The 17,227-nt window shown below is 70.5% G+C and carries 12 protein-coding genes and 2 pseudogenes; 3 read left to right on the top strand and 11 right to left on the bottom strand.

The genetic code is table 11. From position 1 onward, the window contains the following. Window positions 1-250: 250 nt before the first annotated feature. From RWE79_RS05890 to araB, 9 genes are all read right to left on the bottom strand, one after another. Window positions 251-1,111: a hypothetical protein gene (locus tag RWE79_RS05890; protein ID WP_475938944.1), complete on the bottom strand. Its 861-nt coding sequence runs from the start codon at window positions 1,109-1,111 to the stop codon at window positions 251-253. Between the two features lie 327 nt (window positions 1,112-1,438). After that, on the bottom strand, window positions 1,439-2,446 hold the full coding sequence (yjfF, locus tag RWE79_RS05885; protein ID WP_475938943.1) for a galactofuranose ABC transporter, permease protein YjfF: 1,008 nt from the start codon (window positions 2,444-2,446) through the stop codon (window positions 1,439-1,441). Further along, window positions 2,443-3,528, bottom strand: a complete 1,086-nt coding sequence (locus RWE79_RS05880; protein WP_475938942.1) for an ABC transporter permease — start codon at window positions 3,526-3,528, stop codon at window positions 2,443-2,445. Before RWE79_RS05880 ends, yjfF begins: the two co-directional genes overlap by 4 nt. After that, the gene (locus tag RWE79_RS05875) at window positions 3,525-5,069 is read right to left on the bottom strand and encodes a sugar ABC transporter ATP-binding protein (protein ID WP_475938941.1); all 1,545 of its coding nucleotides are present in this window, start codon (window positions 5,067-5,069) and stop codon (window positions 3,525-3,527) included. Before RWE79_RS05875 ends, RWE79_RS05880 begins: the two co-directional genes overlap by 4 nt. A 90-nt stretch (window positions 5,070-5,159) precedes the next feature. Beyond that, complete coding sequence (locus RWE79_RS05870; RefSeq protein ID WP_475938940.1) at window positions 5,160-6,161, bottom strand: ABC transporter substrate-binding protein; 1,002 nt, start codon at window positions 6,159-6,161, stop codon at window positions 5,160-5,162. A gap of 271 nt (window positions 6,162-6,432) precedes the next feature. Further along, window positions 6,433-7,461, bottom strand: coding sequence for a LacI family DNA-binding transcriptional regulator (locus RWE79_RS05865; RefSeq protein WP_475938939.1), 1,029 nt, complete (start codon window positions 7,459-7,461; stop codon window positions 6,433-6,435). A gap of 88 nt (window positions 7,462-7,549) precedes the next feature. Further along, window positions 7,550-8,311: an L-ribulose-5-phosphate 4-epimerase AraD gene (gene araD / locus RWE79_RS05860; protein ID WP_475938938.1), complete on the bottom strand. Its 762-nt coding sequence runs from the start codon at window positions 8,309-8,311 to the stop codon at window positions 7,550-7,552. A gap of 51 nt (window positions 8,312-8,362) precedes the next feature. Continuing rightward, complete coding sequence (gene araA / locus RWE79_RS05855) at window positions 8,363-9,874, bottom strand: L-arabinose isomerase (RefSeq protein WP_475938937.1); 1,512 nt, start codon at window positions 9,872-9,874, stop codon at window positions 8,363-8,365. Window positions 9,875-9,957: 83 nt separating this feature from the next. Further along, window positions 9,958-11,637, bottom strand: a complete 1,680-nt coding sequence (gene araB / locus RWE79_RS05850; RefSeq protein ID WP_475945618.1) for a ribulokinase — start codon at window positions 11,635-11,637, stop codon at window positions 9,958-9,960. A gap of 809 nt (window positions 11,638-12,446) precedes the next feature. Between araB and RWE79_RS05845 the strand changes: the two are divergent. Beyond that, window positions 12,447-13,315, top strand: a pseudogene (locus tag RWE79_RS05845) (family 43 glycosylhydrolase); the annotation flags it as partial. Between the two features lie 22 nt (window positions 13,316-13,337). After that, a complete protein-coding gene (locus RWE79_RS05840; RefSeq protein WP_475938936.1) occupies window positions 13,338-14,786 on the top strand; it encodes a family 43 glycosylhydrolase in 1,449 nt (482 codons plus the stop codon). A 66-nt stretch (window positions 14,787-14,852) separates the two neighbouring features. Here the strand turns inward: RWE79_RS05840 and RWE79_RS05835 are convergent, their stop codons facing one another. Both RWE79_RS05835 and RWE79_RS05830 read right to left on the bottom strand, forming a co-directional pair. Then, window positions 14,853-16,169 carry a PP2C family protein-serine/threonine phosphatase gene (locus tag RWE79_RS05835; RefSeq protein ID WP_475938935.1) on the bottom strand — a complete coding sequence of 439 codons (1,317 nt, stop codon included), beginning with the start codon at window positions 16,167-16,169 and terminating at the stop codon, window positions 14,853-14,855. A gap of 169 nt (window positions 16,170-16,338) precedes the next feature. After that, window positions 16,339-16,695, bottom strand: a complete 357-nt coding sequence (locus tag RWE79_RS05830) for a hypothetical protein (protein ID WP_475938934.1) — start codon at window positions 16,693-16,695, stop codon at window positions 16,339-16,341. A gap of 125 nt (window positions 16,696-16,820) precedes the next feature. Here RWE79_RS05830 and RWE79_RS05825 point away from each other — a divergent pair. Next, window positions 16,821-17,117 (top strand): annotated as a pseudogene (locus tag RWE79_RS05825) (SWIM zinc finger family protein); the annotation flags it as partial. Between the last annotated feature and the right edge of the window lie 110 nt (window positions 17,118-17,227).

The raw sequence follows: 17,227 nt of genomic DNA, 5'->3' as shown, positions 1-17,227 counted from the left end.
ACCTGCTCGATGCCGTCGGCCAGGCCGCCTCCGGTGACCCCGGGGGTCAGGAAGTCGGGGATGTAGCCGGTGTCGGGAATCACCGTCCGCAGCCGGCCGATCGCACCGCGGATGGCGGGATCGCCGCGCAGCCGGTCGTGGGCGGCCCGGCGCCAGGGGCCGAAGTGCAGCTGCCCCTGACGGGTCTGCAGGCGGCAGACGCCGCAGACGAGTTCCCACATCGGGTCCGGCCGCGGGGCGATCCGGATGTTCAGCAGGTCCTCGTGGGTGAAGTGGATACGCAGCATGCGGTCCCTCCGTCGCAGCCTCGCCCGGATCGGTCGGGCCCGGTCCGGCCCGGAATTCCGTGGGCCCGCCAGGGAAGGACGACGGCCGCGCCGCGCACGGTTGCCCGGCCCGGCCGCCCGGAGTGGGCGGCCTTGCAGGTGTCGTGCGGGAAGAGCGAGATCTCGTCCAGCCGGACCGTGCCGGCTCCCGACGCGGTCACGGCCAGACGGCCGGTGGTGCTGGAGGCGGTCGCCCGCCGCCGGCCGGTGTACTTGGTCCAGGTGTCACCGCGTACGGCGATCCGCAGGTCGGTGGCGACCGCCGTGGCCGTCCCACCGGAGGCGTCGGCCAGGCGGGTGCCGGCCGCCCGGTCGGTGCGGGCCCGGACCGAGAAGTCGTACCGCTCAGGGCTGTCCCGTAATCCCCGGTGGATCGGCGCGCGGCGTCGGATGCGGTGCTTCGCAAGGCGGTGGGGGAACCCCCGGCGGTAGCTGGGGGTGCCGTCCTCATACCGGGTGTTCGGGTGATCCGGCAACGCGGCGAGGTGCCGTAGTCCCCCTGCCCGGCGGCTGGCTGGGGGAGTGCCCCCAGTCGTCGTGCGCCCGCCGGGGATTACGGGACAGCCCCTGCCCTTGTCGACCGCGATGCCGGTGCTGAAGCGGGAGTTGGCGACGCCGCGGCCGCCGGACCCGCCGGAGACCTCCAGGCGCGCATAGCCGCGGTTGTCGGCGTTCAGGCGCTCGCTGTCGTCCACGACCTCGGTGGTGCCGGTGGCGTCGCCGGTGGAGACCGTGGCCCACGAGGTGAGCGGGGTGCAGGCGCTGTTGTCGAGCCTGGAGTACAACGAAGGAGCGGTTCTGCACCAGTTCGGGGTAGCGGCCGCCGTCCGCGGAGCGTTTGATGTCCTCGAATAACGCGCCGTACATCGAGTCGGAGATCTTCGCGCCGCTCCGGGAGGAGCCGACGTCGACGGTGTGGTCGGTGGTGGCGGGCTCGTCGCCCGAGGCGTGCGCGGGGGCCGAGGCCATCAGGCCGGCGACCGGTGCGATGCCCAGGAAGGCGGCCGGGGCCGGTCGGCGGCGGGGGAGCCGGGGGCAGCGGCCGGTGACCGGACGCGGACAGAGGTGTGCCGTGGACGCGGGCCTCGCGGCCCACGCCCACGGCACCCGGCTCAGGTCCGGCGGCGCGCGGTCATGCTGCGCTGGATGATGATGAAGGCGAAGAGCAGGACACCCGTGGCGATCTTCGTCCACCAGGAGCTGAGCGTGCCTTCGAACTGGATGATGGTCTTGATCAGGCCCAGGACGAGCACCCCGAAGAGGGTGCCGATCACATAGCCCGAGCCACCGGTCAGCAGGGTGCCGCCGATCACCACGGCGGCGATGGCGTCCAGTTCGAGACCGACCGCGTGCAGCGGGTCACCGGACTGGATGTAGAGGCTGAACAGCAGCCCGGCCAGGGCCGAGCAGAAGCCGCTGACGGTGTAGACGGCGATCTTCGTACCGGCGACCGGAAGGCCCATCAGCAGGGCGGACTGCTCGTTGCCGCCGAGGGCGTACACCCGGCGGCCGAAGCGGGTGTAGTGCAGGACGTAGAAGGCGACGGCCAGCACCACCAGCGACACCACGGCGGCGATGGACAGGAACGATCCGCCGGGCAGCGGCACATGTGTCTGGGCGAGCGTGCCGACCGTCGGGTCGGTGACGGAGATCGACTCCTTGCTGATGACCAGGCACAGCCCCCGGAAGAGGAACAGCCCGGCCAGCGTCACGATGAAGGGCTGGATCTCGAAGTGATGGATGACGTAGCCCATCAGGTAGCCGCCGAACGCCCCGACGGCCAGCGCCACCGGGATCACGATCACCACCGAGACATGCTGCTTCTCCACCAGCCAGGCCGTGAGCATGGTGGTGAAGCCGATCACCGAACCGACGGACAGGTCGATCCCGCCGGTGAGGATGACGAAGGTGGCGCCCACGGCGGCGACCAGCAGATAGCCGTTGTCGATGAACAGGTTCATGAAGACCTGGCCGTCGAGGAAGCCGTAGCTCTGGTAGCGGTAGACGCCGAAGCCGAACATCACCACGAACAGGGCGGCGGTCACCAGGACCGGCAGCCTTCGGTCATGCGCCAGGGCGGACAGCCGGGCGCCGGGCCGGGCGTTGGCGACGGTGGTCACTTCGACACCTCCATACGGGGCGCGGCGTCGGCCACCGGGCCGTCGGCCGCGGGTGTGCGCCCGCGTGCGCGGGCCCTGGAGCCCAGGACCTTGGCCCGGAAGGCGGGGGACTGCATCAGGCAGACGATGATGACGACGACGGCCTTGAAGACCAGGTTGGTCTGGGTGGGTACGCCGATGGTGTAGATGGTGGTGGTCAGCGTCTGGATGATCAGCGCCCCGATGATCGTGCCGCCGAGGTGGAAGCGGCCACCGGTCAGCGAGGTGCCGCCGATCACCACCGCCAGGATCGCGTCCAGTTCGATGAACAGGCCGGCGTTGTTGCCGTCGGCCGCGGAGACGTTGGAGCTGATCATCAGACCGGCGATGCCCGCGCACAGCGCGCAGAACGTATAGGCCATGATCTTGATACGACGCGAGCGGATGCCCACCAGGCGGCTGGCCTCGGCGTTGCCGCCGACCGCCTCGATCAGCAGGCCCAGGGCCGTACGGCGGGTGAGCGCCATGCTCGCGGCCACCACCAGCGCCACCACGAAGATCGAGAACGGCAGTGTGAGCCAGTAGCCGCCGCCGATCAGGGAGTACGAGTCGCTGTTGACGGTGATGATCTGACCGTCGGTGATCAGCTGGGCGATGCCGCGGCCCGCGACCATCAGGATCAGGGTGGCGATGATCGGCTGGATCCCCAGCCTGGCCACCAGCAGGCCGTTCCACGCCCCGCAGACCAGCGCGGCGCCCAGCGCCACGGCGAAGGCGATCAGCACGCCGCTCACACTGTTCTGGTCGGCCTGCTTGCTGACGAACAGACAGGCCAGGGCGCCCGCGATGGCGACCACCGCTCCGACCGACAGGTCGATGCCGCCGGTGGCGATCACCAGGGTCATGCCGAGCGCCACCAGGATCAGCGGTGAGCCGAACAGCACGATGGAGACCAGGCTGCCGTAGAGGTGCCCGTCCTTGAGATGGACCGAGAAGAAGTCCGGGGTGAAGGGGACGTTGATCAGCAGAAGCGCGACCAGGACCACCGAGGACCAGAAGAGCCGGTGCTGGGTGGCCGCACGCCACGCGGACTGGGGGGTCACTGGTGTTCTCCGCTCGCGATGGTCTGCATGATCCGTCCGGCGTCCACGTCGGGACCGTTGGTGATCTGCGCGACCAGCCGGCGGTCGCGCAGCACGCCGATGGTGTGGCTCAGCCGCAGCACCTCCTCCAGTTCGGCGGAGATGTACACCACGGCCATGCCCTCCTCCGACAGCGAGACCACCAGCTTCTGGATCTCGGCCTTGGCCCCGACGTCGATGCCGCGGGTCGGCTCGTCCAGGATCAGCAGTTTGGGCTGGGTGATCAGCCACCGGGCCAGCAGCACCTTCTGCTGGTTGCCGCCGCTGAGGGTGGAGACCTTGGCCTCGGGATGCGCCGGCCGGATGTCCAGCGCGGTGATGTACTTCGCCACCAGTTCGTCGCGCTGCGCCGCCGGTATGGGGCGGGTCCAGCCCCGGGCGGCCTGGAGAGCCAGGATGATGTTCTCCCGCACCGTCAGATCCGGTACCAGGCCCTCGGTCTTGCGGTTCTCCGAGCAGAAGGCGACGCCGTGCTCGATGGCGTCGTTGGGGGCGCGCAGCGAGGTGGTCCGGCCGCCCAGGGTCACGGTGCCGCCGTCGGAGCTGTCCGCGCCGAACAGCAGGCGCGCCAGCTCGGTGCGCCCCGAGCCCAGCAGGCCGGCCAGTCCCACCACCTCGCCGGAGTGGATCTCCAGGTCGAACGGGGCGATGCCGCCGGTCCGCCCCAACTGCTGTGCGGCCAGGACCGGTTCACCGACCGGGGGCCGCCCGTGGTGTTCGGTCAGCTCCTCCAGCTCGTCCAGGTCCTTGCCGATCATGAGCTTGACCAGACCCACCTGGTCCAGGTCCCCGATCAGGTGCTCACCGACCAGCCGGCCGTTGCGCAGCACCGTGATCCGGTCGCAGATGTCGTAGATCTGGTCGAGGAAGTGCGACACGAACAGGATCGCCACCCCCTCGGCCTTGAGCCGGCGCATCAGGGCGAACAGCTCGGCGACCTCGTCGCGGTCCAGGCTGGAGGTCGGCTCGTCCAGGATCAGCACCTTGGTGGCGGTCCCGGCACCGTCCTCACCGGTCTCGCCGATGCTGATCGCCCGTACGATGGCGACCAGTTGCTGCACGGCCAGCGGATACGAGCCCAGCGGCGCGGTGACGTCCAGGTCGAGCCCGAGCCGGGTGACCAACTGCGCGGCCCTGCGGCGCAGTTCCTTCCAGGCGATCCGGCCGGCCCGCCGGGGCTCACGGCCGATCAGGATGTTCTCGGCCACCGAGAGGTTCTGGCAGAGGTTGACCTCCTGGTAGACGGTGCTGATGCCGGCCTGCTGGGCCTGGAGCGGGCTGGAGATCCGTACCACGCCGCCATCGAGGGTGACGGTCCCGGCGTCCAGGGTGTGAACGCCCGTCAGGACCTTGATGAGCGTGGACTTCCCGGCGCCGTTCTCTCCGAGGAGGGCGTGGACCTCCCCGGGGAAGAGCCGGAAGTCGACGTCCGACAGAGCCCGTACGCCGGGGAATTGCTTACTGATGCCCGTCAGTTGCAGGACGGGCTGCGGCTCTGCCATGGCAGCGCTCCTTTGTCGTTCGTCATGGATCGTCGTGGATCGTCATGACCGGCACGGGAGCCCCTGGGCCGGGGCTCCCGTGCCCGGGTGTCAGTACTTGCGCTTGGGCAGCGCCGCCGCCGCCTGGTCCTGCGTGTAGTCGGATTCCTTGGTCTTGATCCACCGGGCCAGCGTGGACGCCTTGCCGGCGTGGACCGTCTTGACGACGTCCATCAGCTGCGGGCCGAGCAGCGGGTTGCACTCCGCGATGGCGTTGATCTTGCCCTTGGACATCGCTACGAAGCCGTCGTGCACACCGTCGATCGACACGATCTTGATGTCCGTGCCGGGCTTCTTGCCGGCCGCCTCGATCGACTGGATGGCGCCGATGGCCATGTCGTCGTTGTGGGCGAACAGCACGTTGATGTCCGAGTGCGCCTGCAGGAAGGCGGCCATCACCTGCTTGCCGCCGGCGCGGGTGAAGTCACCGGTCTGGGTGGCCACGATCTTCCAGTCGGGGTCGTCGGCCTTCATGACCTTCGCGAAGCCCTTGGCCCGCTCGATGGCCGGGGCGGCACCCGTCGTGCCCTCCAGCTGGGCGATCTTCACCGCGCCCTTGTGGTCCTTGAGGACCGCCTCCAGCAGGTGCGCGGCGCGCTCGCCCTCGATCTCGAAGTCCGAGCCCACCAGCGTCACATAGAGCGAGGAGTCGGAGGTCTCCACCGAGCGGTCGGTGAGGATGACCGGGATCTTCGCGGCCTTGGCCTCCTTCAGCACCGCGTCCCAGCCGGTGACGACCACCGGCGAGAAGGCGATGACATCCACCTTCTGGGCGATGTAGTTGCGGATCGCCGATATCTGGTTCTCCTGCTTCTGCTGGGCGTCGGAGAACTTCAGGGTGATCCCCGCCGCCTTCGCGGCGTCCTTCACCGACTGGGTGTTGGCCGCCCGCCAGCCGCTCTCCGAGCCGACCTGGGAGAAGCCCAGGGTGATCTTCTTGCTGCCCCCGGTGGAGGAACTGCCGGCGTCGTCGGACTTCTTGGCGCAGGCCGACAGGCCGCCGGCGGCCACGGAGGCCGCGGTCACCGCGAGGAAGGAACGTCTGTTGAGCATGGTGCTTTCTCCTTCTGGGATAACGCTGGGAAATCTGGGAGATGCGGGGCGGTGCGGGGAGACGCCGGGGAAGGACCGGGGAGTGGAGGCCGTTCACGCGCCGGGTGCGCGCCGGCGCCGGCCTCCGGGTGGTCTGCGCCCGCCGGTAATGGCACGCGCATGACACACCAGGGCACTACTTTTACCGAGTTGGGTGATTCATCCGGTTCATCCCGTTGTTGGCGCTCACAATGGGGGGGTGAGTCCGCCGTGCCCCTGGGGGCCCGGCGGACTACGGTACGGACAGCCGCGAGGTGCTGCCGCGGACGATGAGCTGAGGCTTGATCACAACCTGCGGTGTGCGGTCCGGTTCGTCGCCCTCGATGCGGTCGAGCAGCAGGGCGATGCACCGCCTGCCCACCTCGGAGAAGTCCTGGCGGACGGTGGTCAGTGAGGGGGAGAAGAACTCCGCCTCCGGGATGTCGTCGAAGCCGACCACCGCCACGTCCTGCGGAGTGCGGATACCCGCCTCGCGGAAGGCCCGCAACACCCCCAGAGCCATCTGGTCGTTGGCCACGAAGACCGAGGTCAGACCGCGCTCCGCCCAGCCGGCCAGTTCCTGCCCGGCCCGGTAGCCCGACAGGGGGCTCCAGTCCCCGTAGACGACCGGCGGGATCTCCGCGTCCGCCGCCTCCAGGCTCGCCTGCCAGCCGGCCGTACGGGCCTCGGCCTCCAGCCAGTCCTGCGGACCGGCCACGTGCCAGACCGTACGGTGGCCGTTGGCCAGCAGGTGGCCCGTGGCCAGCCGGCCGCCCAGGTTCTGGTCGACACTCACGGAGGGGATGTCCAGGTCGTGGCCGCCCTCCACGGTCACCACGGGGAACGGGTAGCGCAGTTCGGCGAGGGCGGCGACCATCCCGCGTTCCGGGGTGATCACCACCACGCCCTCCACGCCGCCGGAGCTGAGGTGCTCCAGCGCCCCGGACAGCGACTCGCGGGTCATGAAGCGCAGGCTCACCGTGGAGACCATGTACCCGTCGGCCCTGGCCGCCTCCTCCAGCGCGACCAGCGTGCTGGCCGGGCCGAAGAGCGTGGTGTTGTACGCCACCACGCCCACCGTGCGGGTGCGCCGGGTGGCCAGGGCCCGCGCGGAGGAGTTACGGCGGTACCCCAGCTCCGCGATGGCCTTCTGGACGTCCTCGCGGGTCTCGCTGCGTACGTTGGGGTGGTCGGCCAGGACCCGCGAGACGGTCTGCTGGGAGACGCCCGCGAGCCGGGCGACGTCGGCCATTGTCGGCGGCCTGTGCGGCTGCTGTGCCATGATCGCACCTCCTCGGCGGGCGGTAGTGGACTCAGGTTAACGAGCTCGTGATGTGAAGGACATTGTTGGCGCTCACAATCCGCCTTCGTCAAGACGTCTGCGCGGGCTCTTCGTCACGGTTGGATGACAGCGCCGCAGCCGCACCAGGGTTTCCGTAGTACGCACCGGGTCCGTGCTTACGGGTGTAGTGCCGGTCGAGCAGGTGCTGCGGCGGGGGACCGGGCGGCGAGAGCGCGAGGGTCTTGAGAGCGATCTCGGCGACGGCTTCGCAGATGATCGCGTGCTCCAGCGACTTGGTGGCGCTGCTGCCCCAGGTGAACGGCCCGTGACTGGCGACGAGCGCGCCCGGTACCTGGGCGGCCGCGTCGTCGTCACCTCGCAGCAGGTCCACGATGATCTGGCCGGTGTTGTACTCGTAGTCCTTCGCGCACTGCTCCGCTGTGAGGTCCGGAGTGCAGGGCACCGGGCCGTTGAAGGTGTCGGCGTGGGTGGTGCCGAACACCGGTATCTCGCGGCGGGCCTGGGCGAAGGCGACGGCATGCGTGGAGTGGGTGTGGGTGACGCCGCCGATGGAGGGGAACGCCAGGTACAGGCTGCGGTGGGTCTCGGTGTCGGTCGAGGGTCTGAGCCGGCCGCCCACCACGGCGCCGTCCTCCAGCCGGACCGTCACCAGGTCGTCCAGTGACAGCCGGTCGTAGGGGACGCCGGAGGGTTTGATCACGAAGACACCGGCGTCGCGGTCCACACCGCTGACGTTGCCCCAGGTCAAGGTGGCGAGTCCGGCCACCGGAATGGCCAGGTTGGCGCTCAGCACCTCCTGCCGGAGTTCGTCCGGCACGGTGGTGGTCATAAAAATCTCCTTACCCTTGCCAGGGGGTGGTGGGATGCGGCCGGCGGTGGGTCACAGCCCCTGGGCGAGCCGGTGGTAGGCCTGGTTCCAGCGGAGTTCCTTGGTCAGCTGCTCGATCGTGGTGTGCTCGCCGATGGTGAGCAGCTCGACGCCGAGCATGTCCGCGTAGTCGGTCAGCGTCTCGGTGCCGACCGCCGAGCTGAGTACGGTGTGGTGGGGGGCGCCGGCCAGCAGCCAGGCCTCGGCGGACTCGGCGAGGGAGGGCTGCGGTTCCCACACGGCCCGCGCCACGGGAAGCCGGGGCAGGGGCTCGTTGGGCGTCACGACGTCGATCTCGTTGGCGGTCAGCCGGAAGCGGTCACCCAGGTCGGCCAGACCCACCACGATCGCCGGACCGGGGGCCGCGTCGAAGACCAGACGGACCGGGTCCTCACGGCCGCCGATGGACAGCGGGTGGATCTCGCAGCTCGGGGTGCCGGCCGCGATGGACGGGCAGACCTCCAGCATGTGGGCCCCGAGGATGCGGGGGGTGCCCGGCCCCAGGTGGTAGGTGTAGTCCTCCATGAAGCTGGTGCCGCCGGGGAGACCGGCGCCCATCACCTTCATGGTCCGCAGCAGCGCCGAGGTCTTCCAGTCGCCCTCGCCGCCGAAGCCGTACCCGTCGGCCATCAGCCGCTGGACGGCCAGGCCGGGCAGCTGCCGCAGGCCCCCCAGGTCCTCGAAGTTGGTGGTGAACGCGGTGAACCCGCCGTCCTCCAGGAAGGTCCGCAGCCCCAGCTCGACGCGGGCGGCGTAGAGCAGGGAGGCGTGCTGGAGGCCGTCCCGCTTCAGCTGGCGCGCGACCTGGTACTCGTCCTCGTAGGTGGCGACCAGGGTGGTCACGTCCTTGTCGGGAACGGCGTCCACGACCTCCACCAGGTCGTTGACGCCGTAGGTGTTGACCGAGAAGCCGAATCGGATCTGGGCCTCGACCTTGTCGCCCTCGGTGACGGCCACGTCCCGCATGTTGTCGCCGAACCGGGCCAGCCGCAGCGTCCGGGAGGCCTGCCGGCCGGCCGCCGCGCGCGTCCAGGCGGCCACCCGCCGGGTGACCCGGGGGTCGGTGGCATGACCGGCGACGATCTTCCGGCTCACCCCGACCCGGGACTCGATGTGGCCGAACTCGCGGTCGCCGTGGGCCGCCTGGTTGAGGTTCATGAAGTCCATGTCGATGCTCGACCAGGGCAGCGACAGGTTGAACTGGGTGTGCAGATGCAGGATGGGCAGGTCCAGGACACTGAGACCGGCGATCCACATCTTGGCCGGTGAGAAGGTGTGCATCCAGATGATCACGCCGACGCAGTTGTCGGAGGCGTTGGCCTCAAGCGCCAGCCGCCGTATCGACTCGGCGTCGGTGAGGACCGGTTTCCAGACCAGCGGGACCGGGATGTCGGGGCCGGAACCGAGGATCTGGGTGATCTGCTGCGACTGGTCGGCCACCTGGCGCAGGGTGTCCTCTCCGTAGAGACCCTGGCTGCCGGTGAGGAACCAGATCTCCTTGTCCTGGAAAACCGTCGCGTCCATGGGGTGTGCTCCTTCGAGAAGTGGCGGTGCGGGCGACACCGGGGGGCGGCCCGGGGACGTACACCCCGGCCCGGTCGGGCGGTTCAGACGGACGCGTCGTCGCGGATCCGGCGCAGGCGGTGCATGACCTCGTTGCCCCCGCGCCCGAAGTAGTCGTGCAGTAGCTGGTACTCGGCGTAGAGCCGGTCGTACGCGGCGGCCCGCGCGGGGTCCGGGGTGTAGACGGTGTCGCTCACCTTCCCCATGGCCCGGGCCGCGGCCCGGATGTCCGGGTACGCACCGGCGGCGACGGCCGCGTGCAGCGCGGAACCCAGGGCCGGGCCCTGCTCAGAGCCGATGAGGCTGAGCGGGCGGCGGGTGACGTCCGCGTAGATCTGCATCAGCAGCGGGTTCCTGATCAGGCCGCCCGCGATGATGAGTTCGTGCACCCGCACGCCGGCGTTCTCGAACGCCTCGATGATCGTCCGGGTGCCGAAGGCGGTGGCCTCCAGCAGCGCGCGGTAGATCTCCTCGGGGCGGCTGGACAGGGTCAGCCCGACGATGACGCCGCTCAGCTCGTGGTCGACGAGGATCGAGCGGTTGCCGCTCTGCCAGTCGAGGGCGACCAGCCCGTGCTCGCCGACCTTCTGCTCCGCCGCCAGGGCGCTGAGATGTTCGTGCGCGGAGCGGCCCAGCCGGTCGGCCTCCGCGGTGTACTCGGCCGGCAGACCGTTCCTGACGTACCAGGCGAAGATGTCACCGACGCCGCTCTGACCTGCCTCGTACCCCCACAGGCCGGGCAGGATGCCGCCGTCGACGACACCGCAGATCCCGGGGACCGGGCTGTTGCGGTCCGCACTCATCACATGGCAGGTCGAGGTGCCCATGATGGCGACCATCTGCCCGGGTTCCACGGCTCCCGCCGCCGGCGCGGTGACATGGGCGTCGACGTTGCCGACGCAGACCGCGATCCCCTCGGGCAGCCCGGTCCAGGCGGCGGCCTCCGCGGTCAGGGTGCCGGCGATCGCGCCGAGCTGCCCGATCGGCTGGTCCAGCTTCTCCTCGACAAAGCCGGCGAAGCCCTCGTTGAGCGCGGCCAGGTACTCCCGGGAGGGGTAGGCGCCGTCCTGGAACTGTCCCTTGTAGCCGGCCGTACAGGCGTTGCGCAGATAGACGCCGCAGAGCTGCCAGACGATCCAGTCGGCCGCCTCGACCCAGCGCTCGGTGCGCGCGTACACCTCGGGGTCCTCCTCCAGCAGCTGGAGGGCCTTGGCGTACTCCCACTCGGAGGAGATCCGGCCGCCGTAGCGGGACAGCCACGGCTCGCCCCGCTCCGCGGCCAGCTGGGTGATCCGCTCGGCCTGGGCCTGGGCGGCGTGGTGGCGCCACAGCTTGACGTAGGCGTGCGGACGGCCGGTGTACTCCGGCAGCTCGCACAGCGGCGTCCCGTCGGAGAGGGTCGGCAGGACGGTGCAGGCGGTGAAGTCCGTGCCGATGCCGATCACCTGGGACGGCCGGACACCGCCCGCGGCCAGGGCCTTGGGGACGGCGTTGCGCAGCACGGCGACGTAGTCGGAGGGCACCTGCAGCGCCCAGTCGGGCGGCAGCGGGGAACCATCGGGGAGCGCCTCGTCCAGCACGGCGTGCGGGTACGCGTACTCGGCGACCGCGAGCTCCGCCCCGTCGCTCACCCGCACCACGACGGCACGGCCGGACAGGGTGCCGAAGTCCACCCCGATGACGCAGGCGTCGTCGGGGAGTGGGTTGTTGGAGGTACTCAAGATCAGCTGCCTTTCTACGACCGGGTTCGACGCCCCATAGTATTCGGTATCTCGATCGATGTTCGATATGTCGAATAAAAAAAGAGGTCGGTACGGGGCGTCGGGTCCTGGTCGGGCGAACGACGCCTGGCGCGGCTCCAATATGACGCAGCATCAGGCATTACAACAGTGTGCGCGGCACGGAAGACCGGACAGGTACGGCAGCTGCCGCAGGTGCTCCGTCGAACCTTGCGTGTCGCGGACGTAACGGTAGAGCGCCGTCTTTACGGCCGCAAGATGTTGGCGCAATCAAAGCTGAAGAACCCTCGCGTTCGACCACCCGGACACAGGGGCGGCGGGGGTGGCCGAGCGGGGTGGTCCGGAGTTCCCGGTTGGCCGGTGCATCGCCGCTGACCTGCACTTTCTCCGGGCGAACGGCTCTGTACGCGATCCCGGGCCGGCCGCCGCCGGTGCGAACCGGCCTCCCGGCGCCGCACGGCGTGGCCGGATCTCGCGCAACCCCTTGACTGCCTGTGTTGAGAGCGTTAACAATCGCGCAACGCACAGCTGATGCACATGCCAACCCGGGATTTCCACTGCCTCCCGGGCCTCACCGTTCCTCCGCGCGAGCCCCCGGCCGCAGCGAACGCTTCGCGCTGCCCCGGCGCGGCGGAACGGTCACCAGCCATGACCTGGCCGGACCGGCACCCGCGGACAGGCCCCCGTACCCCCGCCCGCCCTGGGACTGTACGCCCCCGGGTACCGACCGCCCCGGGTACCGACCGCACCCCCGGCACCTCCCTGCGCGGCACCGCCGTCAGAAGGGACAGCACGTGATCCGCACCCGTCCGCATGCCCTGACCGTCCTGGCGATCACGCTCCTCGCACTGCTCTGCTCCGTACTCGGCCAGCCGGCCGCCACCGCGGCGACGGGCGACACCTGCACCAACCCCGTCAAGTCCCAGAAGGGCGCCGACCCCTGGCTGGAGTACTACAACGGCAGCTACTACCTGATCACCACCTCCTTCACCGACACCCTCACCATGCGCAGGTCGCCGACGCTCGCCGGTCTGGCCACCGCCCCGAGCGTGCAGGTCCGGCAGGACTCCACCGCCTCACGCGGCACCAACATCTGGGCGCCGGAGATCCACTTCCTCAACGGCAGGTGGTACCTCTACTACTCGGCCGGTTCCAGCGCGACGACACCGCGGGCGTCTACGGCCCCGGCCACAACGGCTTCTTCACCTCCCCGGACGGCACCGAGAACTGGATCGTCCACCACGCCAACAGCTCCAGCACCGGCGGCTGCGGCAACGGACGCACCACCCGCGCCCAGAAGTTCACCTGGAACGCCGACGGCACCCCGAACCTCGGCACCCCGGTGGGCACCGGCATCTCCCTGACCAGCCCCTCCGGGGAGACCGCGGCCACCCCGGCCTCGTACACCCTGGTCAACCGCAACAGCGGCAAGTGCCTGGACCTGGAGAACGGCTCCACCGCCGACGGCGCCAACGTCCGTCAGTGGGCCTGCAACGGCAACGACGCCCAGAAATGGCGGATCGAGGACCAGGCCGACGACACCAGCCGCCTGGTCAACGTCGCCGGCGGCAAGGTCCTGGACGTCGCCGACTGCTCCACCGCCGAGGGCGCCGACCTGCGCCAGCGGAGCTGGCTCGACAACACCTGCCAGCAGTGGCAGATCACCGCCAACTGAGGAGACCGCAGTGAGCCTCCGCCATCCCTTCCACCGCCTCTGGGCGGTCGTCGCCTTCGTCGCGGCGCTGCTGCTCGCGGCCCCACCGGCCCAGGCCGCCGTCCCCGCCTCGCCCGCCGCCGTCTACACCAACTCCCTGATCCCGCAGCGGGCCGACGCGCAGATCTACAGACACACCGACGGCTACTACTACTTCACCGCCACCGTCCCCGAGTACGACCGGATCGTGCTGCGCCGCGCCACCACCATCCAGGGCCTGGCCACCGCCGCCGAGACGGTCATCTGGACCAAGCACGCCACCGGGGCGATGGGTTCGCACATCTGGGCACCGGAGATCCACTTCATCGACGGCAAGTGGTACGTGTACTTCGCCGCCGGTGACGCCGAGGACGTGTGGCGGATCCGGATGTACGTCCTGCAGAGCGGCGACGCCGATCCGCTCACCGGCACCTGGACCGAGAAGGGCCGGATCGCCACGCCCACGGACAGCTTCTCGCTGGACGCCACCACCTTCACCGTCGGCTCCACCCGCTATCTGAGCTGGGCCCAGTCGGATCCGGCCATCGCGACCAACTCCAACCTCTACATCGCGAAGATGAGCGACCCGTGGACCATCACGGGCACCCCGGTCCGCCTCAGCGTCCCCACGTACAGCTGGGAGACGGCCGGCTACAAGGTCAACGAGGGGCCCGCCGAGATCGAGCACGGCGGCAAGGTGTTCCTGACCTACTCGGCCTCCGCCACCGACAGCAACTACTGCCTCGGCATGCTCACCGCGTCCGCCTCCGCGGACCTGCTGGACCCGGCGTCCTGGACCAAGAACGCGACCCCGGTGTTCACCACCAACGCCACCACCGGCCAGTACGGCCCCGGCCACAACTCCTTCACCGTCTCCGAGGACGGCAAGAGCGACCTCCTCGTCTACCACGACCGAAGCTACAAGGACATCACCGGCGACCCGCTCAACGACCCCAACCGCCGCACCCGGGTCCAGAAGCTCTACTGGAACGCCGACGGCACCCCGGACTTCGGCATCCCGGTCCCCGACGGCACCTCGCCCTTCCGGCTGTCCTCCTACAACTACCCCGACTACTACATCCGCCACTACGACTACCGCGCCAGGCTCCAGACCAATGTCACCAACCTCGCCGACTCCCAGTTCCGCGCCGTCAGCGGCCTGTCCGGCACCGGCACCGTGTCCCTGGAGTCCACCAACTTCCCCGGCTACTACCTGCACAGCAAGAGCGGCGAGGCCTGGGTCGAGAAGGACGACGGCACCACGGCCTTCAAGGACAGCGCGAGCTTCTACCGGCGCGCCGGACTCGCCGACTCCGCCGGGGTCTCCTACGAGTCGTACAGCACGCCGGGCGCGTATGTGCGCCACGCGAACTACCTGCTGTACGTGCAGGCCGTGACCACCACCCTCGGGCAGGCCGACGCGACCTTCTACCAGCAGTGAGCCGTCACTGAGCCGTCACTGATCCGGCGCTGACCGTCACTGAGCCGGCGCCGGTTGAGGGCCGGTTCAGGGCCGGTTCAGGGCAGGGGGGACGCGCAGCAGCATCAGGGCGGTGTCGTCCATCGCGTAGCCGCGGGCGTGCCCGGCGGCCTCCTGCCACAGCCGGGCCAGGGTGTCGGCGGCGTTCTGCCCGTGCGTGGCGGCCAGGGCCCCGGCCAGACGGCTCTCGCCGAACAGCGGCCCGTGGTCCCGGTCGCGGGCCTCGGTGATGCCGTCGGTGTACAGCAGCAGCGCGTCGCCCGGATGCAGCCGGAAGGTGGTCTCCTTCAGGTTGCGCCGGTCGGGGGGCAGCAGGGGGTGCAGCAGCATCCCCGGCGCGTCGAGCTCCTCGACGGTGCCGTCCGCCCGGCGGATCAGCGCCGGGGGGTGCCCGGCGCTGGCGTACCGTCCGCTGACACCCGTGCCGGCGGGGCGGAACGTGGCCAGCGCCACGGTCAGGAACCGGTCGCTGACCTGCTGGTCCACCATCGCCTCGTGCAGACGGTGCAGCACGACCCCGGGGCGGCTGTGCTGGGTGGCCTCGGTGCGCACCGTGTAACGGGCCAGGGCCGTGACCTTGGCGGCGTCGACGCCCTTGCCGCACACATCACCCATCACCGCGCACCAGGTCTTGCCACGGGTGCGGAACAGGTCGTAGAAGTCGCCGACGACGTCCGTCGCCGCCACCCCGGCCGTGTCGGCGGGCAGGTGCACGGCGGCGACGTCCAGTCCCGGCGCGGCGGGAAGCCGGGGCGGCAGGAGGCTGTCCTGCAGGGTGCGGGCCAGCGCCGCCGACGCGTCGCCGGCGGCCCGGGCCCGCAGCAGGGCCTGCCGCAGGGCGATCTCGGAGGACACCGAGCGGGCCAGGATCTGCAGGGCCCGGGACTGCTCGGGGGTGAACCGGCGGGCGGCCTTGTCCACGACGCAGAACCCGCCCAGCACATGCCCGTCCGGGGACATCACGGGGTAGCCGGCCCACGCCCCGACGCCCACGGCGTCGATGACGGCGAGGTGTCCGATCCGGGGGTCGGTGGCCGCGTCCTCGGCGATCAGCGGCATACCGGTACCGATCAGCAGATGACACGGGCTGTCCCGGATGTCGTTCTCCCGCGCGGCCGTCGGGACCGCGCCTACCGCGCTCTTCCAGAACGAACGCCGCCCGTCGGCGACCGTGAAGAACGCCTGCTGCGCACCCGTGATCGCCAGCGCCAACCGCGCGAGGTCGTCGAAAATCGTCTCCGGGCCGGTGTCCAGCAGCCCACTGGCCGCCACCGCCGCCAGTCGCGCCGGATCGAACACCGCCTGTGGCAGTCCGTCCGCCGGCGGAACGATCTCCTTCACCATCACGTGCCGTCCTGCCGTTCCCGCCGGCCGCCCGGCTCCGGGATCACCCGGGAGTGTCACATGACCTGACAGGAACAGTAACCCGCCGTCCCGAAGCCGGACAGAGGGTGCCCGGCGGTCCGGCGGCGGACGAACCGGCCACCGTACGGCTGCCGACCGGCGCCCCCGATCACATATCGCCCTGGACGAAGGCATCCACCCGGATGTCCAGCCAGGCCAGACATATCCAGGCCAGCGCGGCCAGCGCCACCGCGGCCACCCCGCCCGACGCCGCAGTCCGCGCGGCTCCGCCGGCCCGGCGGCCGAGTACGCGGCCGGTGAGCGCCCAGGCCGCCAGCGTCATCGCCGGCACCCCGAGCAGCATGAGCGGCAGCTCCACATACAGCAGGCTCCAGTCCCGCTCACCCTCGAAGCTCCCCCTCAGGGCGGGACGTGCGCCCTGCAGCCACACCACGAACCCGACACCCGCGGCGACCGCCGCCACGAGGCAGCCGCCGGCACTCGTGGATTCCGCGCGCTTTCTCATACCCCCTACCGACGCGCCCCCGGGCGATCATGGTTCCCGGCACCCGGGAGGCGTTCCGACGGCCCGTCACACCGCGAGTCCGGGCCGGAACCCGGTTGCCGGAGCAGCCGGATACGTTCTGGCCCGTGTCCACCTCCACCCGGACATACGCCTGTGGCCGACCGTCAGGTCTGTCCCCGTCGACCGGCCTGGAACCGCGGACCTCCGGCGGGATGACCCCGGCCGGTCTCGTCGCGCACCCCAGGTTCTTCGACGGGTTCCTCGTGCGTCCGCAGGCCGCGGCGGCGGGGCCGCTCGACGTCGCCGACGTCGCCGCGGCCGGCGACCACCGGCCCCGTCCGGCGCTGCTCGATCCGGTGGTGACCGGCAACGGCGACCGGCTGCGCTTCGAATCGTTCTCGGGCTGCTGCGGGTTGGCTGCCGGCCCTCGACGCGTTGGTGGACCGGCCCGCGCCGGCCCGTCTCACCAAGGAGGCCGGGCGCCTGCGGCAGTATCCGGCCGGCTGACCGCTCCGGCCGGCCCTGCTGACGG

The organism is Streptomyces sp. RLA131, from assembly GCF_056270125.1.
The sequence above is the reverse complement of the archived record's forward strand: the minus strand, read 5'-3'. Positions and strand labels throughout refer to the sequence as shown.

What these genes read in the sequence shown, in the direction of transcription:
- RWE79_RS05875 (WP_475938941.1), bottom strand. Translation starts at nt 5,069, where the DNA reads ATGGCAGAGCCGCAGCCCGTCCTGCAACTGACGGGCATCAGTAAGCAA.
- RWE79_RS05870 (WP_475938940.1), bottom strand. Translation starts at nt 6,161, where the DNA reads ATGCTCAACAGACGTTCCTTCCTCGCGGTGACCGCGGCCTCCGTGGCC.
- RWE79_RS05865 (WP_475938939.1), bottom strand. Translation starts at nt 7,461, where the DNA reads ATGGCACAGCAGCCGCACAGGCCGCCGACAATGGCCGACGTCGCCCGG.
- araD (WP_475938938.1), bottom strand. Translation starts at nt 8,311, where the DNA reads ATGACCACCACCGTGCCGGACGAACTCCGGCAGGAGGTGCTGAGCGCC.
- araA (WP_475938937.1), bottom strand. Translation starts at nt 9,874, where the DNA reads ATGGACGCGACGGTTTTCCAGGACAAGGAGATCTGGTTCCTCACCGGC.
- RWE79_RS05835 (WP_475938935.1), bottom strand. Translation starts at nt 16,169, where the DNA reads ATGGTGAAGGAGATCGTTCCGCCGGCGGACGGACTGCCACAGGCGGTG.
- RWE79_RS05830 (WP_475938934.1), bottom strand. Translation starts at nt 16,695, where the DNA reads ATGAGAAAGCGCGCGGAATCCACGAGTGCCGGCGGCTGCCTCGTGGCG.